Here is a 24,565-nt window from a genome sequence, read left to right as displayed (position 1 = left end):
GAAGTCCTTCAGGCCGGTATCAATTCCCGGACCATCTCCCGTTCCTCCTTCAGCTCGTTCACGGTGGCCGCAATGCGGGCTTGGGAGAACTCATTCAGCGGGACGCCCTGCACAATCTCCAACCGTCGCCCGTCGCTGCGGATGGGGAACGAACAGATGAGGCCCTTCTCCAGTCCGTAGCTGCCGTCCGAGCAAACCGCGATGCTGGTCCAGTCACCGGAGGCGGTGGGCTGGACCACGGAGCGCACGGTATCGACGACCGCATTGGCCGCACTGGCGGCGGAGGAGGCGCCCCGGGCCTTGATGATCGCGGCGCCGCGCTGCTGCACCGTGGTGATAAACTCGCCATGCAGCCACTCATGGTGCCCGATGACCTCGGGCACCGGCCTGCCGTGGATTCGTGCATTGAAGAAGTCCGGGTACATCGTCGCGCTGTGATTGCCCCAGATGGCCAGTTGCGAGACGGCGGTGACGTCCACGCTGGCCTTCTTCGCCAACTGTGTTTTGGCACGGTTCTCGTCCAGACGGGTCATGGCCAGCCACCGGTCCGCAGGGATGGCCCGGGCGTTGTTCATGGCAATCAGGCAGTTCGTATTGCACGGGTTGCCCACCACGAGGATCCGGACGTCCGTGGCTGCGCTCCGCTGAATGGCCTGTCCCTGGCCGATGAAGATCTTCCCGTTGATGCCCAGCAGGTCCTTGCGCTCCATCCCCTGTTTCCGGGGAACCGACCCCACCAGCAACGCCCAGTTCACCCCCTTGAATCCCTCGTCCAGACTGGCCGTGGGCACCACCCCCTTGAGGAGCGGAAAGGCGCAATCGTCCAGTTCCATCACCACTCCCTGCAGTGCCGGAAGCGCCGGTTCGATCTCGATGAGGTGCAGGATGACCGGTTGATCGGGTCCAAACATCGAGCCGGAGGCGATCCGGAAGAGGAGGGAATAGCCGATCTGGCCGGCGGCCCCGGTGACGGCGACACGGATGGGAGTTTTCATGGAACTAATGTCAGGTTCGGTTGAGGCATCAGCTTACCTGATGGCCTGACAGACCTGCAAGCGCCTCGGCGTCACGAGGACACGAGGACAGATCCCCGTGGATCCCGGAGGGTGGGGCGTCATCAATTATATGCCTGACCTTCTCTTGGCGTCATCAACTTTGTGCCTGCCTTTTTGTTTAGGAATCCCCGGCGACAGATCCCCGTGGATCCCGGAGGATCGGGCGTCATCAATACACTGCCTGACCATTATACACTGCCTGACCATTTGTTTTGGCGTCATTAATAAGATGCCTGACTTTATGTTTGGAAGACCCAACTGTCCTACCCCTGCCCCGTGGGCACTCCGGACGGCGGGCGATCAGAATCACATTGGGTGGAAGGCGGTCCATTCGCATCATGCCGCCAGACCATGAACACCCACAATGACAGTGATTCCCTTGATGTGCTGATCCTGGGCGCTGGCCTTTCCGCACTCGTGGCTGCCCGAGTGCTCCGCGACCGGGGTCGCAAGGTGCGCCTGATCGAGAAAGCCCGCGGGGTTGGCGGACGCCTGGCAACGCGCCGCCTCGGTGATCACACGGCGGATCTTGGTGCCCAGTTCTTTACCGCCCACGATTCCCAGTTCCGGGCGCTGGTGCGGGACTGGGTGGAGGCAGGGGTGGCCCGTCAGTGGTCCACCGGATTCCATGCCCCGGACGGCACATTTCGGGACAACGGGGTGCCCCGCTACCGGGGGAATGGTGGAATGGCTTCCATCGCCAAACATCTCGCCGAAGGCCTCGACGTCCGGCTCCAGGCAAAGGCCGTCCGCGCCGAAGCTGCCGAGTCCGGCTGGAAGGTCTCGATGGAAGATGGATCTGTCCACACTGCCCGGGCCCTGCTGCTGACAGCGCCCGTTCCCCAGAGTCTCGCCTTGCTTCAGGAAGGCCATGTGACCATTCCAGACCCTGCCGGATCGGATCTGGCTCAGATCGACTACGCGCCGTGCCTCACCCTGCTGGCAACGCTAACCAGCCCCAGCCAAATCCCTGAGCCCGGCGGTCTCTGGATGAGCGGAGAACCGCTCCTGTGGATGGCGGACAACGTCCTCAAGGGCGTTTCCGCGACCTCGACTCCGGTGGTGACCCTTCATGCGGGACAGGAATTCAGCCGGGACCACTGGGAAACGCCGGAACCGGAGGTCACCGCGATGATGCTGGCGGCGGCAAAGCCCTGGCTGGGAAGTCCGGTCGCCACGACTTACCTGCATCGCTGGCGATACAGCGTCCCGCTCCGTGTCCATCCGGAACCGTTTGTGGTCGTGAGGGCACCTGCGCCCTTGGGATTCGCCGGTGACGCCTTCGGGGGCCCTCGCGTGGAAGCCGCCGCTCTCTCCGGGCACGCCGCGGGTGCGGCACTTGCCGAAGTCCTCACCTAGCCTGTCAGGTCCATGGCGAAGGGTGTCGTATTCCCTTACAGCCTGCCAGGAACGTCCTCCCTCATTGAGAAGCTCATCCAACACAAAAGGTTCCCTGCTCTGCAGAGAGCTTCCATGGACGGGACGCCACGCCGGAGTGTCGGGAAGTTTTACAGTTGGAGCACTGCGCCCCGGGGAGGAATTGCTCCCCGGGACACTCTTTCTTGTTGGAAATGCAGCAATATCGGGGCGGTACCGGACGGGAGATCGCCCCTCGCACCATATTTGCTTACCTGTCGGGTCACCATGAATCGTTCCTTCATCGCCATGCTCGGGGCCGCGTCGCTGTGCGTGCTCGGCCAATCCGCCCAAGGGGCGCGTCACACCTTTGCAACCAGCCTGACCGCCCTGGCGGAAGGGGTGGTATCGCCGGGGACGGGAAGCGCTGTGGTCAAGTACGACGGCGACGTCCGTACGCTCACCGTCTCGATCGTTTTCGCGGACCTGGTTGCGGGGACCACAGTTGCCCACATCCATGCGCCCACGGCGGAGCCGAACACGGGGAACGTTGGAGTGGCCACCTATCCGGTGACCTTCCCCGGGTTTCCTGTGGGCCTCACCGAAGGGGCCTACAATGGGACATGGGACCTTTCCGATCCGGCCAGCTACACCGCGGCGTTCTATGGCAACCATGGGTCAACGCCGGAAACGGCCGAGGCGGGGTTGCTGGCGGCCATGTTCGCCGGGAAGGCCTATGTGAACATCCACACGACCACCTTTCCTGGAGGCGAGATTCGCGGCTACCTGGCGTCGGTGCCGGATCATTCGCCCATGGTCCTGCTGTTCGCTCCGGCACTGGCCGCCGTGGTGGGCGTCCGGCGTTGGATGCAGCGTTGAGCCGACGGCGCTTCGAGCCCTTTACCTTCCCGTCCGACGCCTCGCCCTTCGTCCGCGAGGCCCCGAAGCCGATGCGGCCCCCTGTGGGGCCGCTTTTTGATTTCGGCGTCCCGGTGCGACAGGGGATCCGTGCCCGGGGCAAGCGCCTGATGTTCCGCCGGTGATAATTCCCTTTGCTCCGCAGGGCGGACGCCTAACCTGCCGCCGCGATGGTTTTGGAGTTCACCAAGATGACCGGGGCGGGGAACGACTTTGTCCTGATGGACAACCGGGCGGGGCAGGTGGTGATGACCCGCGGGCAGGTGGCGCGGCTGTGCCATCGCCACTTTGGAATCGGGGCTGACGGGTTGATGCTGCTGGTTCCGAGTTCGACGGGGCGGGCGGACTGGGCCTGGCAGTTCTGGAACTCGGACGGATCGGCGGCCGAGATGTGCGGCAATGGGGCGCGGTGTTTCGCCAGGTTCATCCGGAAGGTCACCGGCTGGGATCGGCCCTCGGTGACCTTTGAGACCGCCGCGGGGATCATTGAGGGCACCTACGACGGGGAACTGGTCAGCATCCGGCTGACGCCACCTCGCGGCCTGAGGCTTGGGGATGGGATTGAAACCTCCGGAGGACCCCTCGAAGTGGACTTCGTAAACACGGGCGTTCCCCACGCGGTGGTGTTTGTCCCCGACGCGGACCGGGCCATGGTGCTCGAAACCGGCGCTGAACTGCGCCGCCACCCCCACTTCGGGCCTGCGGGCACCAATGTGAACTTCGTCGAGGTGCTGGAACCGGGCTGGATCCGGGTTCGCACTTTCGAGAGGGGGGTGGAAGGGGAAACGCTTGCCTGCGGCACCGGGGTGACCGCCAGCGCACTGGTCAGCGCCCGGCGCCACAGTTTCCCGTCACCGGTGCGTGTGCGGGTGCAAGGCGGCGACGAACTGTCGGTGTCCTTCACAGAACGCGACGGCCAGTTCGACAACGTGTGCCTCAAGGGCCCGGCAACCTTCGTCTTCGAGGGCCGGATCGAACTCTGACGCGAACCCTGAAGGCCCGGCAAACCAGGGGGGCTCTCGTCCTGCCTGCTGCCTGCACCGTTCCCGACACGCGCCTCGCTCACTCGTCGGCTTGCCCGAGACTCTGCGGCGCCATCGCCATCCCCCTTCCTGCATGGATACGGCTCAAGGCCGGGCCGGGTCGGGCGTCCCCGTGGCCACCACCCTGAAGAACCCGGCTTCGCCGTCCATCGCCAGAGTGGCCATGCGGGACTCGGTCGGAGCCCCCACGTTTTCCCATTCGGAGCCGGTCCACCGGGTACGGCGTTGCACCTGGAACGGAGGCTGACCGCCGTTCCAGGAGAAGGTGAGGAAGCCGCCGTCCACCGAAAACCCGGTCAGTTCCAACGGGACGGACGGGATGGGACCGGGGATGGCATTGCCGGCGGCGAGATACTGGATTTCGGCCTCGGAGAGCGCCCGGCTCCAGATGCCCAGATCATCGATGGCCGCCTCCAGGAAATAGCGGGCCTCTGAACCATTGCGACCGATGGCCGCGGTCTGACCCGAGCGCACCAGACCGGTCAGTCCGGCGCCACCGGCTCCGTCATTGCCGAGATGGGCATCCACCAATTCGCCGTCGAGGTAAATGCGCGCCTCCCCTGCGCCTTCGGTGGCGCGCCCGTCGTACACCCCGGCCAGATGGATCCATTCGTCGAGGGTGAGCCGTTCCTCGGGAATGCCGGGCCGCGCCGCATGTCCGGAACCCACCGTTACCTTGAAGCGCAGTTCCCGATTGCCGCGGTCGAGGTAGAGCACGTAGTCGTCCGGAACAGAGTCGAAGACGCCGCCAAAGGCCTCCGGGAGTTCGGAGGGAAGCATGCTGAGCTTCACCCAGGCGGTAACACTCACCTGGTCGGAACCGAGGTTCATGTTGGGCGACGAGGGGACCGTGACATGGACGTTCTGCCCATCGAACCGCAGTGCGCCGCCGAAGCGGCCGGCGTCAGCGCCCAACCATGCGTCCTGGGGTTGGGATGCGGTCAGAAAGGCGGGCGTGCCGCGAGCCACGTCCACGACGTTGGTGGCCAGCGGGGAGGCGACGCCATCATCGAACGGCCAGTGCGCTGCGAGCCCCTGGGTCAGGGACTGGGCGGGTTCGGGGGCGAGAGCGACGACAGTGAGCACGGTTGGCTCGCTGACCACGGAGGAGGAGGAGGCATCCGTCACCACCACGGTGTACGTCCCGGCGGTGTCCGTTCCAGCCACCAGGCCGAGCTGGGACGTGGTGGCGTCGGCGACGGGCACGCCATTGCGTTGCCATTGGAAGGCGAAGGGCGCGGAGCCGCCTTCGACTCCGACCCGCAGGACCACCAGGCTTCCTTCGAGCGCCGGTCCGGCCTGGGGCTGGGCGACAATCGTCAGCGGATCTGGAGTTTGCGGTGCCGGGACGGCCCTGCCGGCCGCCAGGTAACCCAGTTCGTCGTCGGTCAACGCCCGGCTCCAGACGGCGATGTCGTCCAGCGTGGCATTCAAGAACCCGGTGGCCTGATCGCCGTTGCGGCCGAGGCCGGCGACCTGGCCGGCACGCACGGCTCCCAACAAGCCGGTGCCTCCACCCCCGTCGTTGCCCACATGCCGATCCATGAGCTGGCCATTGAGGTAAATCCGCGCTTCGCCCGCGGTGGCACCGGCCCGGCCATCGTAAACCGCCGCCACATGCAGCCACGTGCCGGTGGCCAGCCGGTTGGCGGGAATGCCGGGCCGGGCGGCATGACCGTTGGCAGCGGTCACCTTGAACCGGAGTTCGTTGGCACCGCGATCCAGGTACAGCACGTAGGAATCGCCCACGGAATCAAAAATGCCGCCAAACGCCTCGGACAGGTCGGCCGGCAACTGGGCGAGGTTCACCCATAATGCCAGCGTCATCTGGTCCGAGTTCAGGTCCAGCGTCTCGCTGGCAGGGATGACGACGTAGGTATTCTCCCCATCAACCCGCAGCGCGCCGCCCAGGCGGGCATCCGCGCCCAGGCTCCAGGCGGCTGTCGGGTCCGGGCTGCTCAGCGTCCCGGCATTGCCACTGACCACGTCGGTGACGAGCGTGGTATGGGGATTCTCAAGGCCTTCGTCGAGCGGCCAGTGGGCCACCAGACCCGTGCCCAGGGAAGCTTCCAGAACCAGATCCTCGGCGTAGGGGGCCATGCGGAACATCCAGATCCGCACCACGTCGCCGGAGGCGGGATCCGTGTAGGCGAGACGCAGGGTGTTGACGGAGCCGGCCGCCAGCGCCGGCAGGGTCCCTTGAAGGCGGAACTGTCGATCCTCCTCGATGATCGACAACGGCAGCGGCTGGTCGTTGAGGGTCAGGCTGGCAGAGGCCGGCGCCACGGGGGATGAACCGGATGCGATGACCACCTCGACTGGGGCTGAGGGCATGACGTTGATGGCATCGGGCGCAGGTTCCAGCGAGGTGATGGAGGCGGGCACCGAGACCGTGGCGGGAATGCGGTCGCCGTTGGGGGCGCCGAGGGCGGCGAGGTGGGCGGAGGACAGCGCCTCATCGTGGATCTGGATGCTGCTGACGAATCCCGGCTGCACATGGCCGCCATCCTCGTTGTTGTCGGTGAAGAGCAGGGCCGACTCTCCGAACGCCCCCCCGCTGGGACTCAACGCCCAGCGACCGTCCACACCGCTGCCCAGGGTTTGCTGCCCCACCAGGGTGCCGTCGATGTACTTCCGAAGCTGGGGGCCGCCCGGGGCAACGAGGTCCACGGCGAACGCGATGCGGTGCCAGGTGTTGGCCTGGACGGCTCCCTGGTAGGAGCCGGAGATGCCGATGGCTCCGGACGGGTTGATGAACAGCTCGGCGTCGTTGGCGTTGCTGGGGTCGTCAATCTGGATCAACGCCCGCCACTGGGTCGAGGATTCGGCCGGAAACAGGAGATCGAAGATCAGCGTGTATTGGTTGACAAACAGGCCTCCGCCGTTGGGTCCGGCATTGGGATACACCACGTATCCCATGCTGGGCAGGGACCGGGGAAATCCCATGACATGCGCCGGCTGCCCGCCGATGTCGGGAATTCCCAGCGCCGAGGTGGTGCCGAATCGCGTCTGGCTTGCGGTGGCGCCACCCTCACCGTCCAGGTACTCCAAGGCCCGCCCCGTGCTGGCCGCAAGGTCGCCGCCCGCAAAGTCCCACTGGCCGGTGATGGCGGCGTTGACGGTCAGGTTGAGGCATCCCACACCCGCCGCAACCACGGCGAGAATGTCACGTGAAAGATTCGAAGTTCGCATCGGAAAACAAAGCTCGAACGGTTAGGTTGGTTCCATCGGGTGTCGGCACCATGACCGAACCGTGAAGAATCACCAACGACGATGGGGTCGGCTGGCCGTGCGCCGCACCTGTCGTTCATCCCGAATTGCAACTGCCATGAACCCCTGTCACGCAGACCTCCGCCCGGCCCCGGCACAGCCCCATGCCCGGCGGCATGTCGGTGCCGCAACCGGATTCACGCTCATCGAGCTGCTGGTGGTCATTGCCATCATTGCCATCCTCGCCAGCATGCTTCTCCCAGCCTTGGGGAAGGCCCGGCAGAAGGCTCAGGCCATCGGGTGCATGAACAATCACCGCCAGCTCCTCCTGGCGTGGCGGATGTACGCCGAGGACAGTCGTGAGGAACTCCCCTTCGTGAAGCATGGTCCCCACGCCTGGATGAATGACTGGCTCGATTTCGACGGGAACAACCGGGACAACTGGGACCCGACGCTCTGGATCCATGCCAGCCCCCTCTGGCCCTACTGCGGCAGAAGCGAGGGCATCTTCAAGTGCCCGGGAGACCGAAGTACCGTCCGGTTTCGCGGCACTCTCCTCCCCCGGGTGCGCAGCATGTCCATGCTCAACTGGGTCGGCGGACGCGGAGAAGGTCGGGACATGGGCTGGTCGGGGCCGGGTTGGCGGATCTACCGGAAGACAACGGACATGGCGGACCCGGGACCGGCCGGGACCTTTGTCTTCCTGGATGAACGTGAGGACAGCATCAACGACGGCATGTTCGTGGTGGACATGACCGGGCATCCGAACCAGCCACAACAGTTCCGGATGATCGATCTGCCGGCGAGCTACCACGGAGGTTCGGGGGGGCTTTCCTTCGCCGACGGCCATTCGGAGCTGCGCAAATGGCTGGATCCCCGCACCACCCCAGGACTGCGCCCCGGCGTCATCATTCCATTCGATCAACCGTCCCCCAACAATCGGGACGTTGGCTGGATGCAGGAGCGGGCCACCCGTCGGGAATAGGGTGGCGGCCTCCAAAGAATGCCGTTTCCCGGGGTCCCGCCTTGGCGCATGCTCGCGGCCCCATGTTGACCGGGACTCATACGGCGATCGTCACCCCCTTTCGCGACGGCAAACTCGATGAAGCAGCGCTCGCGCGCCTGGTCGAGGCGCAGTTGAAAGGGGGCGTGGACGGTCTGGTGCCGGTGGGAACCACCGGGGAATCCCCCACCCTCGACTATTCCGAGCACCTCCGGGTCATTGAGCTCACGGTGCAGTTCGCGAAAGGACGCGTCCCAGTCATGGCCGGAACGGGCGCCAACTCCACCCGTGAGGCGGTTTATCTGACGGCAGAGGCGGCGCGACTCGGGGCCGACGCCACCCTCCAGGTCGCCCCTTACTACAACAAGCCCACCCCGGAAGGCCTCTACCGCCATTTCCGCGAGATCGCCGAATCCACCCGGTTGCCGGTAATCCTCTACAGCATCCCCGGCCGATGCGGGGTGGAGATCGCCGTGGACACCGTCCGCCGCCTCGCCTCCGACTGCCGCAACGTGATCGGCATCAAGGAAGCCGGTGGCAATGCCGACCGCGTGAGCCAGCTCCGGGCAGCCTGCGGACCCCGTTTCACCATTCTCAGCGGCGACGATTCGCTGACCCTGCCGTTCATGAGCGTTGGCGCCCAGGGCGTGGTCAGCGTGGCCGCCAATGTCGCCCCCCGCCTGGTATCCCGCATGGTCCGAGCCTTCGCCTCGGGGGATCCCGCTGGCGCGCGAAAACGGCACGCCCAGCTCTACCCCCTCTTCAAGGATCTCTTCCTCGAGACCAACCCCGTCCCGGTCAAGGCGGCCCTCGCCATGATGGGGATGATGGCGGAGGAGTACCGGCTGCCCCTGTGCCCGATGGCGTCCGCGCATCGCGAGCAACTGGCCGCCACCCTCCGCGCCCTGCGCCTGCTCAAGTAACGGCGCGCCCATCCACCCAATCTCCCACGATTTCATGACCAAGATTCTGATCAACGGTTCCAAGGGCCGCATGGGACAGGCCCTCCTGACGTGTGCGGCCCGCACCTCCGATCTGCTGGTCACCGCCGGCATCGACGTGGGGGACGACCTGTCCGCCGCCCTTCCCGGCACCGACGTGCTCATCGACTTCAGCTTCCACTCCGTCACCCCGAAGGTCGTGCGACTGTGTGCCGAGCGGGGCATTGCGGCCGTCGTCGGCACCACCGGGCTCGGCGAGACGGAGAAGACCGCACTTCACGAGGCCGCCTCGCGCATCCCCATCGTCTTCGCCACCAATTTCTCCACCGGCGTCAACACCCTCTTCTGGCTGACCCGGAAAGCGGCGGAGATTCTCGGCCCCTCCTTCGACCTCGAAGTCGTGGAGATGCACCATCGCCACAAGAAGGACGCCCCCAGCGGCACCGCGACCACCCTGCTCGAAACCCTGGCCGCCGTGCGTCAATGGCAACTCGATCAGGTCCTGCGCCACGGACGCGCCGGAATCGTCGGCGAACGTCCATCCGCCGAAATCGGTGTCCATGCCCTCCGCGGCGGCGATGTGGTGGGCGACCACACGGTCATCTATGCCGGCAACGGCGAACGCCTCGAACTCACCCACAAGGCGAGCAGCCGCGAGACCTTCGCCACCGGAGCCCTGCGGGCCGCCCGCTGGGTTTTCGGCAAGCCCCCGGGCCTTTACGACATGCAGGATGTCCTCGGCCTGCACTGACGCCCCGCCCATGCCTGTCCGCGTCAAGATCTGCGGCATCACCCGGGCCGAAGACGCCTGGACAGCCATCGAGGCCGGCGCCGATGCCCTCGGCTTCATGTGCTACCCGGGGAGCCCGCGCTACCTCGACCCCGACGCCATCCGCGCCATCACCGACACCCTGCCCCCCCTGATCGCGCGGGTCGGCGTCTTCGTCGATGCCGATTTCCCCACCGTCGCCGGGACGCTGGAACGTGCGGGATTGGACACGCTCCAACTGCATGGGGACGAATCCCCGGACTTCTGCCGCCGGTTCGGGTCGGCCAGGGTCATCAAGGCCTTCCGTGTGGACAGCCCCGCCGCCCTCGACCGGATGGAGGCCTACCGTCCTCTGACCTGGCTGCTCGACAGTTATGTCGCCGGATCCCACGGGGGGACCGGACGGACCTTCAACTGGGATCTGGCTCGGGACGCGGTGGTCCGAGGGGGCCGGGTGATCCTGGCGGGCGGACTGAACCCCGGCAACGTGGCCGGGGCGGTCCTCCACGTTCGCCCCTACGGAGTCGATGTCTCCAGCGGCGTCGAATGCGCTCCCGGAAGAAAGGATCCCGCCAGGGTACGTGACTTCATTGCCGCAGCGAAAGGGTCGGAAGGCGGTGCATCCCGGAGTTGTGGGTGAGGAGGCAGCGGATCGGAGGGACGAGCTCCGCGAGTCCTCAATCCATGGCACCCCTCCGCTGAGGCCTCATGGAACTCGGCCCTCCGGGACGTCGCTTCGCGAAATTCGCACCTCTCCCCACAACTTCGGGATGCACGGGTCGGAAGGCACGCGGCCCACGAAAGCGCCTTCCCGGCCGGGAATGGCCGGGGACTAAACACCGCCGGCGGCGGTTGGGGCGGGGCCGATCAGACGGGGGCTGGAACGACCCGCGGCAGGATCGGGCGCGACTCGGAAGGCGGCGCGCCTCCGGGCGGGCGGGCTCCGAGTTTTTCGTGGACGTGAGGCGGCCACGTTTCGGTGAAGAAGCGGAAGAGCCAGCCACCCTGGGCCTTCAATCGATGGTACCCCGCGGCGAGATCGAGGATCAGGGTGATGCGCCGATTGGGACAGTTCAACTCGCCGGTGTCGTGGGTGGCCACCGGTTGGAAGCCGAGGACACGGGTATGGAAGTTGTACGGGCTGTGCGCCTCGCCCTCGAAGATGTCGGTGACGTAATGCGTATAGCCGCGCTCGACCGTCTCGAGGCTGGCCTGGCGCATCAGGGTCCCCACCACCACCATCCGGCTTCGATACTCGGGCAGCACCGCGAACCGCCCGATCTCGGCGATGCGATTGCGGCGGATGAATTCTTCGATGTCGATGCCCCCGAGGGTCTTGAAGCCGTACTCCTGGTACAGCTCGAGCGGGAGATCGTAGAGCACCCGCAGCGTCCCGACCGGCCGGTCCTCGTCGAACACCACAAACCACGACACCGCCGGATTGCCCAGTTCGTCGTCCGGAAACAGCTTCTCGTCGCGGGTGATCCAGTTCTTCTCCTGCTTGTACGTCGCCCGCATCACTTCGATGGCGAACGCCCTTTCGGCTTCGGATTCAACGCGGACAACCCGCAAACGTTCAGTCAAGGCCATGATATTTCCTTCGCGTGGCCCCGGCTTCCCATCGTTTTCCGCTCAGCCGGGCGATTTCCTGCATGACCCGCTCATGCCAGCTTCGGACCTGATCGCGGGTGGGTTCAGGGGTGGGACCGTCGGGAACCAAGGGTGCGCCGAAATGGACCTCCATCGGGGTCCGGTCGCGAATCGGGCGGTCGGCAGCCTGCCCGGGAAACCGCACGCCCACCGGCAGAACCGGGCGGCCTGTTTCCAGCGACAGCCGCGCCGCGCCGTCGAAGCCTCGCAACAGCCGGGTCGGGTGACGGTTGGTCGTGCCCTCCGGGAAGATCCCCACCGACCGGCCCCGCCGCAGCGCGCCTGCCGCCCGTTCAAAAGCCGGGCCCTTCCGCTGAAACAACGGTTTGAAAACGTTGAGGAACGCCGGTTTCGCCGGCTTGCGCACCAGCAGGATGGACTCGCCATCCCGCAAAATCGTCGCGATCCCGGGAATCAGGGCCGTGTTCCAATCGGCCAGAAACGAGATCAAACGCCCTTCCCGCAGATAGGCGAACAGGACCGGGAGGACCAGCGCCTCGAGCCGGGTGCTATGGTTGGCCACCAGGATGAACGGGTCTCCCGCCGCATCGAGCCGTTCCCGACCGTGCACCGCCCGCACATCCCGCCCGAACAACGCCAGGATCGTCCGCATGATCCACCGCTGACGCCAGCGCGGCAGGTGCGGCATCGGCTGGCGCCACACCTCGCGGCGCGCCGGCAGCCGCCAGGGACCGTGCACGGGCGTCGGCGCACCGCACTCCGTGCCCTCCGCAGCCCGTGCGCCAAGGACGGCGACAGGCTGGGGACCTTCCGAAACCGCCCCCCGATCCGTGTGGGACGCAACCCTCTCGCACGGGGAGCCGGTGCTGTTGGCGTGGATGCAGATCGACGAGTTCAACGCACTTGACGCCGAGGGAAACAGAAGCCCGTCGGGCTTAGCAAGGCAGGAGTTCCTCCGCGTTCGGCCGGCCACAAAATGCCCTTGCGACCCCATCCTCCCGCCCTCTAGCGTGCCCCTTCTTCGGAACACGGCGCGCCCCAACCACCGGGACCTGCCGCAGAAAAGGGTTGGTAGCTCAATCGGTAGAGCAGCGGCCTTTTAAGCCGTTGGTCGTGGGTTCGAGTCCCACCCAACCCACCACCTCAGGAATCCCCGGAATCCGTTGTGGCCCGTCCGAATCCGGTTCACCAAAGCCTATACCCCCATGCAACCCAAGCGGGTGATCGTCATCGGATCCGGCCTGGGCGGCCTGTCGGCCGCCATCTCCCTCGCCCAGGAGGGCTACGCCGTCACCGTCCACGAAAAAAACGCCCGCATCGGCGGCAAACTCAATGTCCTCAAGGACCGCGGTTACACCTTCGATCTCGGCCCGTCGATCCTGACCCTTCCCCACCTCTTCGAACGGCTGTTCGAACGGTCCGGGAAGCGGATGAGCGACTACTTCCAGATCCGCCCCCTGCGACCCCACTGGCGCAATTTCTTCGAGGACGGAACCGTCCTCGACCTCCACCCCGAGCCGGAACGCATGGCGGAGGAGGCCCGCAAGGTCGGCGAGGACCCCGCCCGGGTGGAGCGTTTCCTGAAGTACTCCTCGGATCTCTACGATCTGGTCGAGGCCGGTTACTTCGAGCAGGGGCTCGACACCTCCCGCGACTTTCGGAAGTTCTACGGCCTGTCGAAGTTCCCCAGGTTCGACCTGCTCCGGACCATGCACGGCGGCGCCGCGCGCTTCCTCAAAACCCGGTACCTCCAGGACGTGTTCGACTACTTCATCAAGTACGTCGGCTCCTCGGCCTACCACGCGCCGGCCTTCATGAACTGCCTGCCCACCATCCAGTTCCGGCATGACCTCTGGTACGTGGACGGCGGCCTCTACGGCATCGCCCTCGGCCTCGGACGCCTGATCGGGGAACTGGGGATCGAGGTCCGCCTCAACAGCGAGATCACCGAAGTCCGGACCGACGGCCCGCGCGTCACCGGCGTCGTCGCCGACGGAACGTTTCATCCCGCGGACCTGGTGGTCTCCAACATGGAGGTGATCCCCGCCTACGAACGCCTGCTGCGCGAGGACAAGGCATTCCTGCGGAGCCTCGACCGCTTCGAACCCGCCTGCTCGGGACTGGTGCTCGAACTGGCCCTCGACCGGCAGTACCCCCAGCTCGCGCATCACAACTTCTTCTTCTCCGGGAACCAGCGAAAACACTTCCACACCGTCTTCCGGAAACGCCAGCTCCCGTCCGATCCCACCATCTACCTCGTGGCCGCGTCGCGGACCGATCCCACGGTGGCGCCGCCGGGCTGCGACGGCCTCAAGATCCTTCCCCACATTCCCTACATCGACGACAACCATCCCCTCACCCGGGAAGACTACCTGGCCTTCAAGGAGCGGCTCCTCGACAAGCTCGAACGGATGGGCCTCGAAAACCTGCGCCGCCACATCGTCTTCGAGCACTGCTGGACCCCGCTCGACATCCGCCAGCAGTACTATTCCAACAAGGGTTCCATCTACGGCGTGGTCAGCGACCGCTTCCGCAACCTCGCCTTCAAGGCCCCGAAGCAGAGCACCAAGTACCCCAATCTCTTCTTCGTGGGCGGCTCGGTGAACCCCGGCGGCGGCATGCCCATGGTCGTCCTCTGCGGCCAGCTCGTCGCCCGCAAGGTCGTCCAGTGGGACCGCGACCTGCGTCCGGATTCCCAACCCGCTCAGGGCGAATAGTCGTTCCGTCGTTCCAGGGCCTCGGTGAATTGACGGGCCTCGTCGAGGGAGATCGGGGCTCCCGCGAGGGTGGCGACTTGCTGGAATCGTTCCCATTCCTCGCGTTCATTCTGCCGGGCTCTTTCCTCTGCAAAATGGATGGGCAGCATCGGCCAGGTCCGATCGGCGCTCACGGAGCAGTTTCGCCAACAAGAGCTTGAGCTGCGCCCTTGGAAGAACCGATCAGGCGCAGTCCCCGGTCCTCAACATCTTCTCCCAGCCGGCCTGCATCTCGGCCGGGCTGACGTCCCGGAGCTTGTGCTGGATCATCCATTCATGGCCGAACGGATCGCGCACCCCGGCGTTGCGGAAGCCGTAGAACATGTCCGTGGGTGGCATCTGCGCGACGGCCCCGGCCGCCACCGCGCGCGCGAATGTCGCGTCCGCATTCGCCACGATCAGGTTCATCTTGCACGGACTGCCCCCAAGGGTCTTGGGGGAACGGTTGCCCCATGCCGGATTCTCATCCGCCAGCATCAGCAGGCCGTCCTCGATCTCGATCTCCGCGTGGCCTATCCGGCCGGTCGAAGGGTCCGTCAGGCGGAACCGTTCCTTGGCGCCGAAGGCCTCCCGGTAAAACTCAATGGCACGGGCGGCGTCTTCGACGGTCAGATAGGCGTTCAGGGTCGGGTAGTTCATGGTGCATCCTGGGAATCGGCAGGGTCTTCCAATGGCGGTTCGTTCGAGGGCGCATGCCGCTATCGGCCACCCCGCAACGACGAAGCATTCCCACCGGCGGGGACATGAAAATGCAAGGCCCGAACAGGGGCCCGCCTCCTGCCCCGTGCATCCCGGAGTTGTGGGTGAGGAGGCAGCGAATCGAAGGGACGAGCTCTGCGAGTCCTCAATCCAACGCTCCACTCCCCTGCGACCTCGTGGAACTCGGCCCTCCGAGGCAACGCTTCGCGAAGTTCGCGCCTCGACCCACAACTCCGGGATGCACGGCCTCCTGCCTGGCAGCGTCAGGAACTCACCGCCACTGGAAGACCTCGAAGACGCTGGAACGCTGGTCGGTCCAGAGGGACACGCGGGGATCGAGGCCGGCGGGCAGCCAGGGAAAGCGTCGCGGGAGTGACCCCAGATCGCTGTCAGCCGCGGCCAGGACGACCCAGTGGGAGGGTTCCTTCCCGGGGAAGTCGTCCTCGAGGACGTCCTCGGCGGCGCGGCAGATCCAGCCGGCGTCCCGGGCCAGGGCGGCGAAGACCGGTTCGAGGGTCAGGTACCGGTTGGAGATGTGGGCGGCGAGCCAGCCGCCCGTCCGGAGCTTGGCGCGGTACAGGGAAAGGGCTTCGCGGGTGATCAGGTGGACGGGGATGGCATCGGAGCTGAAGGCGTCGAGGAGGATCAGGTCGAAGGCGGCGTCGGGTTCTTCACGCAACCGCAGGCGTGCATCGCCCTCGATGATGCGCCAGTCGTCGGCCTGGCAGTCGGCGAGGAAGGTGAACCGGGCGGGATCGCGGGCCACCCGGATGACCGCCGGATCGATCTCGAAGAAGGTCCAGATGTCACCGGGTTCGGCGTAGGCGGCCATGGTGCCGACACCGAGACCAATGACCCCGATGCGCCGGGGTCCGGGATTTTCCCGGAGGGCGGCGAAGATGCGGCCCAGGGGTCCTTCGCGGTGGTAATAGGCGAGGGGTTCGCCGCGACGATCGGGATCGAGGAACTGGCGGCCGTGCAGGGTGTTCCCGTGCATCAACTGGCGGATCCCGCCCGTGGCGTCGCGGGTCACCCGGGTGACGCCGAAGAAGCTTCGTTCGGAGTATTCGGTGCCGGACCAACGGGGGTTCAGCCAGGAACCGGCGAGGAAGAGCGCGAGCAACGACAGCACCAGGCGGCGGGGCCGGTCCATCATGGCGCAGGCGGCAATGGCGGGGAGACCGAACACGATGGCGCTGCGCAGGCGGGGGGCCTCCTGGGCCCACGGGATGAGCAGGCCGAGAACCAGGGTCACCCCGGCGAGGGCCACGGGACCCGCGAGATCGGCACCCAGGGACGCGGGCGGTTCGACGCCGGTTCGATGGCGCGGGTGCCGCCGCCGCGGAAGGGCGGCGCAGGCGATGGCGATGGCCAGCGGGTACTCGGCAAGGGATGAGAAGATCAGCGGCGCCAGGAGAGCATTGAAGGCACCCCCCAGCAGGCCCCCGAAGGCGATGGCCAGGTAGAAGCCCGTCAGTTGGGCCGGCGGCGGACGCCTGGAAACCAGGGCCCCGTGGCAGACCAACCCGGCGGCGGCAAGGAAGGCGAGGTGAAGTCCGATCAGCACGCCAACCGGTTCGGTGGCGCGGCTCAGCACGACGAAGAGCAGGGCGACGGCAAGAAAGGGAAGGGCACGCCGGGCCGGCGGGATCAGGGGCCGCCCGTGGGTGGCAAAGGCGGCGACGTAGGTCAGGAGGTAGATCGCCAGCGGGACGATCCAGAGCAACGGCACGCTCGCGACGTCGGTGGTCAGGGACAGCGTGCAACCTTGCAGCAGACTCACCGGCACGGCGGCGAGGAAGATCCAGATCAGTCGTTGCCGAAGGGGGATGACGTCCCCATGGGTTTCGGCCGGCGACGATTCCGTCGGAGAAGGCAGGGACGAATGGGCGGGAACCGGAACCCGCTGGCGCCGTTGCGCGAGGGCACACAGGAGGACGAACCCGGACCAGATCCCGAACCCGACACTCCAGTAGCGTGCCTGGACCTCGAGGGTGAGGAGCGGTTCGACCAGGAACGGGTACGAGAGCAGGGCGCCAAAACTGCCGACATTGCCGGCCGCGTAGAGGAAATAGGGATCCCTTTCCGGGCCGGCGGCGCGGGTGAACCAGCGTTGAAGAAGGGGACTCGCCATGGCCAGCGCGACGGCCGGGGGTCCGGCTTCCAGGGCGAGGCGGGCCAGCAACCAGGGGACCGGCGCGTCGGGGGGCGGGACAGCGTCGGCGGGAACGAGGGCGATGGGGAGAGAAAGGATGGCCGCAACGAGGAGGACGGCCATGGCAAGGGCCTGCGGGGCGGGCGCAGAGCGTCGGGCGACGCCGTGGGCGAGAGCGTACCCGGCGAGGAGGGCGGCCTGGAAGAACACCATCGAGGTGTTCCAGACCGCCGGGGAGCCGCCGAGGCCGGGAAGGGCCATGCGGGCCACCATGGGTTGGGCGGCAAAGAGCAGGGCCGAACCCAGGGCGAGCGTGAGGGCGTACAGCGTGGTGACCACGGCCGGACTACACCGGCCGCCAAGGTTCACCGAAGTGCCTCCCCGAAGTTTCGGTTAAAATGCAGCCCTTCGGAGGGACGAGCTCCGCGAGTCCCCGTTCCATTGCTCCACTTTCCTGCGGCATCGTTGAACTCGGCCCTCCGATTCCATTCCCTTGCTCGCTGACCGCGCGTGGAGCCAATCGGTTCACCGGCTGAACTCCAGAATGTTCCTGCCATCGGCGGATTGGAAGCGGACGGCGTCCGGGGTGGTCTCGAGCGCCGTGGTCCGCGTGAGGGTCTGGAAGAACCGCATTTCGAGGTCCATGGCCTCGGGCGGCCCGGCCATGCGGGTGGAACCGATGGCCGCGTTGGGCCACGAGACCGAACCATCGCCCAGGAATCCGAAGGTCCCGAAGTAGCGGTTGACGGGTCCCCGCCCCGAGAGGCGTCCGGCCTCTCCCAGACGGACGGTAACGGGTGTGTCGGCGGGAGGCTTCACCCGCTTGCCATCCTCGACCCAGCGGACCAGGCGAAGGTCGGCGTCCCGCAGGGCCGCGACCGAAGCGCCTGTGGCCGGGGCGAAGGCGGCGGTGTCGGACGGGGAGTTCGAGGCGCAACCGGCGGTGAGCACAGCAAGGGCAGGGATGACCATGAGCCGGGCGAACCATCGGAACAGGTGGAAGCGAGGGGGTCTCGTGACGGTGTGTATCATGGGAGGGCGACGGGGCTTCATGGGGCGGAGATCAACCGGCGTCGGGGTAGGAGCCGAGGACCTTGACGAAGCTGCAGTGACGGCCGAGTTCGGCGAGTGCGCGGGCGACCGGGGGATCGTCGTAGTGCCCCTTCACGTCCACGAAGAAGAAGTAGGCCCAGGCCTTGCGTTTGCTGGGGCGTGACTCGATGCGGGTCATGTTCACCCGATGCTTCGAGAGGGGGGCGAGGGCACGGTGGAGGGAGCCGACGGCATCGACGACGCTGAACATGAGGCTGGTGCGATCCTTGCCGGTGGCGGCGCCGCATTGGCGGCCAAGGACGAGGAAGCGGGTGGCATTGGCCGAGTTGTCCTGGATGTCGGCATCGAGGATGCGAAGGGCGTACCGTTCGGCGGCCAGGGAACTGGCGATGGCGCCGGTGTGGCGGCCCCGCGCGGCCAGTTCCGCGGCGCGGGTGGTGGAGGAGGCCTCAATGACCTCGGCGCCGGGGAGATGGACCTGGACCCACTGCCGGCATTGGGCGAGGGCCTGGGGATGGGAATAGAGGCGCCGGATCTCCTCGCGCCGGGCGACCTTGCCGAGGAGACAGTGCTGAATGGGGAGGATGATCTGGGCAACGATCTTGAGTTCGCTGTCCACGAACATGTCGAGGGTGTGGGTGACGACCCCTTCGGTGGAGTTCTCGACCGGGACGACACCGTAGTCGGCACGGCCCTTGGCGACCTCGGTAAAGACGTCGGAGATGGTCTTCATGGCCGCGTAGCGGAGGCTGGAGCCGAAGCGGCGGATGGCCGCCTGATGGGTGAAGGTCGCCTCGGGCCCGAAGTAGGCGACGGTCATCGGCTTCTCGAGCGCCAGCGCGCTCGACATGATCTCGCGGTAGATGTGCTGGAGGGAGGCGTCGGTGATGGGACCGCTGTTCAGCTTGCAGATGCGCTGGAGGACGATGCGTTCGCGTTGCGGGGCGTAGATTTCCTGGCCGGCGGCCTGCTTGATGGCGCCGATCTCGAGGACGTGGCGGGTTCGCTCGTTGAGCAGCCGCACGATCTCGGCGTCGCATCGGTCAATGGCCAGGCGCAATTCCGCAAGGGTCATGGCGACCCAGTGTGTTCCGGACCCGACACGGGGAACAAGGGGCGTTTCCGCGGAGGCGGAACCGCCGGTCCCGGGCATCAGCCGCGCGCCAGGGCGGGCGCCGGTTTGCCGGCGCGGGCACGGAGCGGGACGGAACGGGGCGCAGTGGCGGCAACCGGGACGGAGGCAGCCCGGGATCGCGCATCGCGACCCTGGAACATGATCCGCAGGGCTTCGAGCGATTCACGCATGGTGGCGACCTGGGAGGTGAGATCGCCGGCGGAGGCGGCAACCTCCTCGGAGGAGGAGGCGGTCACCTGGGTGACCCTGTCGATCTGGGAGAGGGCGGTGTTGACCTGGGCGATGCCCTGACTCTGCTCCTGGCTGGCGCTGGCGACCTCGGCGGCAATCTCGTCCACCTGGCGGACGCCCTGGTGGATCTCGTTGAGGACAACGGCCACGCGCCCGCCCACCTCGACGCCCTGAGCGGTGGCGGCGAGAGCGGTTTCGATCCGGGCGGCTGTGTCGCGGGCGGCGCCAGCGCTCCGTTGGGCGAGGGCGCGCACCTCGTCGGCGACGACCCCGAAGCCCATGCCCGCGTCACCGGCGCGTGCGGCTTCGACCGCGGCGTTGAGGGCGAGGATGTTGGTCTGAAAAGCGATCTCGTCGATGGTCTTGAGGATCCGGGCGATGTCATCGCTGGAGGACTGGATGCTCTCCATGGCGGTCTGGAGCTGCTGGACTTCCCGGGCGCCGCGATCGGCGGCGGACCGGGTGGAGGCGGCGAGGTTCTTGGCGCGGCCGGCATTCCCGGCGTTGCCGCGGATCATGCTGGCCATTTCCTCGAGGGAGGCGCTGGTTTCCTCGACCGAAGCGGCCTGTTCGCTGGCTCCCTCGGCGAGTTGTTGTCCGGCGCTGGCAAGGTGGGACGAGGCGTCGGTGAGGCTAACGCAGGCGCCTTCGAGGGTGTTGGCGACACGGGCCATGGGACGTTCGATGCGGCGGGCGAGCACCGTGCCGGCGAGCAACCCGAGGATGCCTATGACGGCAGCGACGGCGGACACCCGTCGGAGAAGGCGGTCCTGGGCGGAGGCCATGGTGTCGAGGACTTCGGCGAAGTCCTGTTCGGGGGCTTCGACGCCGATGACCCAGTCGTACGGGGCGTGGTAGGTGACCGCGGCGACATGGACGGCGGCGTTGGTGGTCCGTCCGGCGATCGGAAGGGAATAGCGGTCGAGGGTGACGGTCCCTTCCGCATGGTTCCCGGCCTTGGCGAGGAGCGACTGGACGTAGGGTTGGCCGAGGGCATCGCGGGCCTCCAAGGCCGCTTCTCCGTCCCGCCGTCCGCCCGGGGAAAGGATGTATCGGCCGCGGTCGGCCCCGCTGGCGCCAAGGACAAACATCGAGCCGGACTGACCCACCCGCATGGCCTGGAGGCTGGCGAGCAACTCGCGGTTGATGTCGCGGAGTTCGAGTCCGACGTAGAGCATGCCGATCACGTGGGTGCGGGTCGGGTCCCAGACGGGTTCATAGGCGGTGGCATGCCATTCACCGACCACCCTGGCGCGGCCGCGGAAGGTGCGACCGGCGAGGACCTCGCGGACAACGGGATTCGGGGTGCCGTCGGGTTGGAGGGCGGGGATGAAGGTGCCGACCGCGCGTGTTCCATTGGTGTGCAGCACACTGGTGACGACGCGGAGCATGTCCCCGGCGTCGTTGATCCGCTGGAACAGGGTGCAGAATTCGCGGGTGGTGCGCCGGACGTCATCAACGAGGGGGGAGGGGGTGAGGCCGTCGGTGTTGGCCACGATGGGGACACCTCCCAGAAGGAACGTCGGCAGGGAGACCTCGCTGGCCTCTCCGGTGAACTGGTTCACCGCTTTCCAGCTCGTCTCCCCTGTGCCGAACCCGAGCCTGCCATGGGATTCGAGCAGGGCACGGGCGACGCCGAGGCTGTGGTCCAGGCGCCGTTGATTGCGGGCTTCGGTGGCCAGGACCGATCGGTACGCGCCAGCGGTGACCTGCCCGACCTGATCCTCGACGGTACGCAGGAGAATGCGGCTGGATTCCCGTTCGAGTCTGCGGTTCTCGAAAACCAGAGTGGCGAGGACGACGAGGGTGCTGGCCCCGACCAGGCTCAGGGACAGGAGGGCAATCTGCGTGCGCAGCTTCATAGGTCATCGGGGAAAGGGCCGCCCATGTGAGCGCCAATCGCTCCCATGCAGGGTATCGGTCCGGCGGGGCGACCACTTGACCCGCGAGGGGCGAACGGACCCTTGGGCGATGCCCTGCCGCTCCCTCCCTTCCTTCCCGCAACAGTCCAAATCAAAGCGTCAGGTTCTTAGTTTTAAGTTTTAAGTTGTTGACTAACCTTGCCATTAAGTAGCCAGGCATCTTGCTTGGGGTGTTTGTTGACTATGGGGAAAGTCAAAAAGTCTGGTACTTAATTTTAATTTGTTGACTAACCCTCCCATTAAGTAGCCAGGCATCTTGCTTTGGTATGGGGAGGGGGAGACAAGGTCATCCATCCACCGTGGGCGGTCAGGCGCTCTGTCGCGCCCCGGAGGGGTGCGTCAACGACAAAGCGCCTGCCTTATTACCGGTAACCGCAATGGTGCCGTCACCTGCGCGTGCGGCGGATCATGGTCCAGTGGCCTTACCGGAGGGCCTGATCGAGATCACGGCGCCATGCGTCGAGACCGGAACGGGTGGGGTGGAAGTCGATGGCTTCGCCGGAGGACGAGATACCGGTGTCGGCCCCGACGATGCGGGCGAGGGTGCCGCGGACGGTGGCCGGGTCGTCGTCGAAGTCGCCGTGACGGCGGGCGGTGCTGGCGAAAGGGTCGCCCGGGGGGAGGTTGTTGGGGGTGCGAATCCACCAGGCATCGGGGCCCCATGGAAGCCGGACGGCAGGCGGGTCCTCACGACGGACCCCGTCGGAGTCGATACCCAGACTCGCCGCCTGTTCGAGGAGGGACGTTTCCAGGCCGAGCAGGGGGGTGCCGGGCTGACCGGGACGTCGGGGGCGGTCTTCGAGGGCGTTGGCGACGAGGTACAGCAGGGACTTGTGGTAGAGGTGGGCGCAGTGATCAGCGCGTTCGGAGTCGTCCTTCAGGGTGTAAAGGGCGACCCGCCGGGCGGCCCCGGCGGACAGGGAATCGGCATAGTGGGCGCGGAAGAAATCGAGGGAGCAGGCGGGGGCCCAGAGTTGGAGGGAGGCGGCGTGGTGCCCGGCCTGGCAGAACTCCCGAAAGACCGGTCCGAGAAGGAAACTGCCGGCGCCGTGGGCCAGGAAGTGGACTTCGACACCGGGATGGCGCCGGATGAACTCGAGGAGCCTTGCGAGAACCAGCCGGGCGCCGCCCGTGGCGCTTTCCGCAGCAAGTCGGGCGGTTTCCCGGACCTCCTCCCAGATCCGCCGGCCGCCCGGCCGGGCGACCAGTTCGAGGGTGTCGTCGAGACGTTCGAGCAGGAAGCCCTTGGCGGTGTCGAGGGCGCCATCCGGACGGCGTTGCCGGAGGGCCTCCTTCAAGACACTGGCGAGGGCGGACCAGAGGTCGGACTTCCAGAAGTACGCCAGAGGGTAGGTCTGGTGTTCGAGGAGGGCGGGCAGATACTCGGCGAGGCGCTGGAGCGCATCCGGTTCGGGGACAAGTCCGGCGTGGGCGTAGAGGAGGATGCGTTTGGGGGACCAGGAACGGGTGAGGGACTCGATGTCGCCGCGCCGGCCAAACAGCCGGCGGATGTCCCCCTCGTGGTTGCCCACCTCGCCGCCGGGGCGGAGACATCCGTCGGTGCCCAGAGCCACGGTGTGGCGTTGGAGGTGGGCGCGGCGGACATCGAGGGCGGCGCCGGCGTGATCGAGCCGGGTGCCACCGGCGCGGGCCGGTCGGGCGGAGACCATCGGGGCCCCGAGGCGGGCCACCCAGACGTCGGTGCCGTGGGCAAGCCAGTCGTCGTAGGTGAGGTGCGCGAACCCGAGATGTCCCCAGGAAGGACCCCAGGAGTTCTGGAGCCAGAACCCTTCCGCGTCGTAGCCCACGAGGACGAAGGCGTGCCCACCCGTCTCGCGGGGATCCGGGTGGATGTGCCCGTCGCGGCCGACATGGGACCAGCCTTCGTGGACGGTGGCGGTGGCGTAGAGGATGCCCACTTCGGCGAGGGCACTGTGCATGGCGACGAGGTCGCGGTGCGGGACACGAAAGTAGGCGCCGAGGGGTCGTCGCAGGGCATCGACGGCGCGTTCCGGGGTGAGGGTGCCGAGGGCGGAGGAGGCCTGATAGGGCCAGAGGGATTCGCGGCAGACGCCGTGCTTGTGCCAGCCTTTCATGGCGCCGCGCGCGCTCGAACCCGAATAGTCCTCACCCTCCCATTCGTCGTGGCGCCGGGCCATTTCGTAGAACATGCGGGCGCTGACGGGTGTCGGGTCGGGCCAGACCTTGCGGCGGCGGAGCAGATAGTGGGCCACGGCGGCGAGGCCGAACCCGGTGCAGGCCCCTTCCTCGCCCTGGTCGAGGACGGGTTGGGCGGCGGCCCGTCCCCCCTTTCCGCTCCAGACCGAGAGGTAACGTTCGAGCGGCCATTCGCTGGGGACCTCGACCAGGGTCGGTTCGTAGAGGCGGTCGCGGAAATCGACGGGATCGGGTCGGGCATCCAGACGGTAGGACCGGGATCCGGCGCGAATCGCGGGCTGGGGTGACGCGGCGGCGCGGCGAGGGCGGGCGGCGGCTCCTGCCAGGGACGGCACCTCCCCGGGTGCCGGCGCGGCGGCGTTTCCGCCGGAGGAGAGCGTGACCAGGAGCCGGTTCGGGTCGAGGGGATCCCGGGCGGCGTCGGTCACCTGCCAGCCGCCACGTTTGGCGTCCTCAAGGTCCTTGTGCTGCTGGCGATTGGCCGGATTGTCCGGGCACAGGAAGACGCGTCGGTCGGTGGTGGCCATGGC

General features: G+C 66.9%; 19 protein-coding genes and 1 tRNA gene. 9 read left to right on the top strand and 11 right to left on the bottom strand.

All coding sequences use genetic code 11. The features are described from left to right. Positions 1-8 precede the first annotated feature (8 nt). A complete protein-coding gene (locus tag KF833_09365) occupies positions 9-995 on the bottom strand; it encodes a malate dehydrogenase (GenBank protein MBX3745508.1) in 987 nt (328 codons plus the stop codon). Between the two features lie 477 nt (positions 996-1,472). Between KF833_09365 and KF833_09360 the strand changes: the two genes are divergently transcribed. From KF833_09360 to KF833_09350, 3 genes are all read left to right on the top strand, one after another. Next, entirely contained in the window at positions 1,473-2,414 is a 942-nt protein-coding gene (locus KF833_09360) for an FAD-dependent oxidoreductase (GenBank protein ID MBX3745507.1), read from the top strand. A gap of 285 nt (positions 2,415-2,699) precedes the next feature. Further along, positions 2,700-3,290 (top strand): CHRD domain-containing protein, encoded by a 591-nt coding sequence (locus KF833_09355; protein MBX3745506.1) that lies wholly within the window; start codon positions 2,700-2,702, stop codon positions 3,288-3,290. A 209-nt stretch (positions 3,291-3,499) separates the two neighbouring features. Next, positions 3,500-4,312 (top strand): diaminopimelate epimerase, encoded by an 813-nt coding sequence (locus tag KF833_09350; GenBank protein ID MBX3745505.1) that lies wholly within the window; start codon positions 3,500-3,502, stop codon positions 4,310-4,312. Positions 4,313-4,456: 144 nt separating this feature from the next. Here the strand turns inward: KF833_09350 and KF833_09345 are convergent, their stop codons facing one another. Beyond that, entirely contained in the window at positions 4,457-7,564 is a 3,108-nt protein-coding gene (locus KF833_09345; GenBank protein ID MBX3745504.1) for a LamG domain-containing protein, read from the bottom strand. 136 nt (positions 7,565-7,700) lie between these two features. Here KF833_09345 and KF833_09340 point away from each other — a divergent pair, with 136 nt between their 5' ends. From KF833_09340 to KF833_09325, 4 genes are all read left to right on the top strand, one after another. After that, positions 7,701-8,567 (top strand): type II secretion system protein, encoded by an 867-nt coding sequence (locus KF833_09340; protein ID MBX3745503.1) that lies wholly within the window; start codon positions 7,701-7,703, stop codon positions 8,565-8,567. A gap of 62 nt (positions 8,568-8,629) precedes the next feature. Then, complete coding sequence (gene dapA / locus KF833_09335; protein ID MBX3745502.1) at positions 8,630-9,508, top strand: 4-hydroxy-tetrahydrodipicolinate synthase; 879 nt, start codon at positions 8,630-8,632, stop codon at positions 9,506-9,508. Between the two features lie 34 nt (positions 9,509-9,542). Next, a complete protein-coding gene (dapB, locus tag KF833_09330; GenBank protein MBX3745501.1) occupies positions 9,543-10,277 on the top strand; it encodes a 4-hydroxy-tetrahydrodipicolinate reductase in 735 nt (244 codons plus the stop codon). A gap of 10 nt (positions 10,278-10,287) precedes the next feature. Beyond that, positions 10,288-10,935 carry a phosphoribosylanthranilate isomerase gene (locus KF833_09325; GenBank protein MBX3745500.1) on the top strand — a complete coding sequence of 216 codons (648 nt, stop codon included), beginning with the start codon at positions 10,288-10,290 and terminating at the stop codon, positions 10,933-10,935. A 227-nt stretch (positions 10,936-11,162) separates the two neighbouring features. Here KF833_09325 and KF833_09320 read toward each other — a convergent pair whose 3' ends face one another. Then, positions 11,163-11,885 (bottom strand): GNAT family N-acetyltransferase, encoded by a 723-nt coding sequence (locus KF833_09320; protein ID MBX3745499.1) that lies wholly within the window; start codon positions 11,883-11,885, stop codon positions 11,163-11,165. Next, on the bottom strand, positions 11,872-12,645 hold the full coding sequence (locus tag KF833_09315; protein MBX3745498.1) for a 1-acyl-sn-glycerol-3-phosphate acyltransferase: 774 nt from the start codon (positions 12,643-12,645) through the stop codon (positions 11,872-11,874). The genes KF833_09320 and KF833_09315 overlap by 14 nt, the downstream gene beginning before the upstream one ends. A 326-nt stretch (positions 12,646-12,971) precedes the next feature. Between KF833_09315 and KF833_09310 the strand changes: the two genes are divergently transcribed. Both KF833_09310 and crtI read left to right on the top strand, forming a co-directional pair. Continuing rightward, positions 12,972-13,047 (top strand) — tRNA-Lys (locus KF833_09310). A gap of 64 nt (positions 13,048-13,111) precedes the next feature. Continuing rightward, on the top strand, positions 13,112-14,623 hold the full coding sequence (gene crtI, locus KF833_09305; protein ID MBX3745497.1) for a phytoene desaturase: 1,512 nt from the start codon (positions 13,112-13,114) through the stop codon (positions 14,621-14,623). Here crtI and KF833_09300 read toward each other — a convergent pair. The 7 genes from KF833_09300 to KF833_09270 form a co-directional block, all read right to left on the bottom strand. Further along, a complete protein-coding gene (locus KF833_09300; protein ID MBX3745496.1) occupies positions 14,611-14,796 on the bottom strand; it encodes a hypothetical protein in 186 nt (61 codons plus the stop codon). The genes crtI and KF833_09300 overlap by 13 nt on opposite strands. Positions 14,797-14,845: 49 nt before the next feature. Next, positions 14,846-15,301, bottom strand: coding sequence for a VOC family protein (locus KF833_09295; GenBank protein MBX3745495.1), 456 nt, complete (start codon positions 15,299-15,301; stop codon positions 14,846-14,848). A 331-nt stretch (positions 15,302-15,632) separates the two neighbouring features. Continuing rightward, positions 15,633-17,855 (bottom strand): fused MFS/spermidine synthase, encoded by a 2,223-nt coding sequence (locus tag KF833_09290; GenBank protein MBX3745494.1) that lies wholly within the window; start codon positions 17,853-17,855, stop codon positions 15,633-15,635. Between the two features lie 186 nt (positions 17,856-18,041). After that, entirely contained in the window at positions 18,042-18,548 is a 507-nt protein-coding gene (locus KF833_09285; GenBank protein ID MBX3745493.1) for an META domain-containing protein, read from the bottom strand. Between the two features lie 31 nt (positions 18,549-18,579). Next, positions 18,580-19,644, bottom strand: coding sequence for a prephenate dehydratase (gene pheA, locus KF833_09280; GenBank protein ID MBX3745492.1), 1,065 nt, complete (start codon positions 19,642-19,644; stop codon positions 18,580-18,582). 77 nt (positions 19,645-19,721) lie between these two features. After that, the gene (locus tag KF833_09275; protein ID MBX3745491.1) at positions 19,722-21,797 is read right to left on the bottom strand and encodes a methyl-accepting chemotaxis protein; all 2,076 of its coding nucleotides are present in this window, start codon (positions 21,795-21,797) and stop codon (positions 19,722-19,724) included. A 482-nt stretch (positions 21,798-22,279) separates the two neighbouring features. Continuing rightward, entirely contained in the window at positions 22,280-24,562 is a 2,283-nt protein-coding gene (locus KF833_09270; GenBank protein MBX3745490.1) for a C1 family peptidase, read from the bottom strand. Positions 24,563-24,565: the final 3 nt, after the last annotated feature.

The organism is Verrucomicrobiia bacterium (genome assembly GCA_019634625.1).
GTDB lineage: Bacteria > Verrucomicrobiota > Verrucomicrobiia > Limisphaerales > CAIMTB01 > CAIMTB01.
Note: the sequence above shows the minus strand (reverse complement) of the source record. Positions and strands in the feature narration are given on the sequence as shown.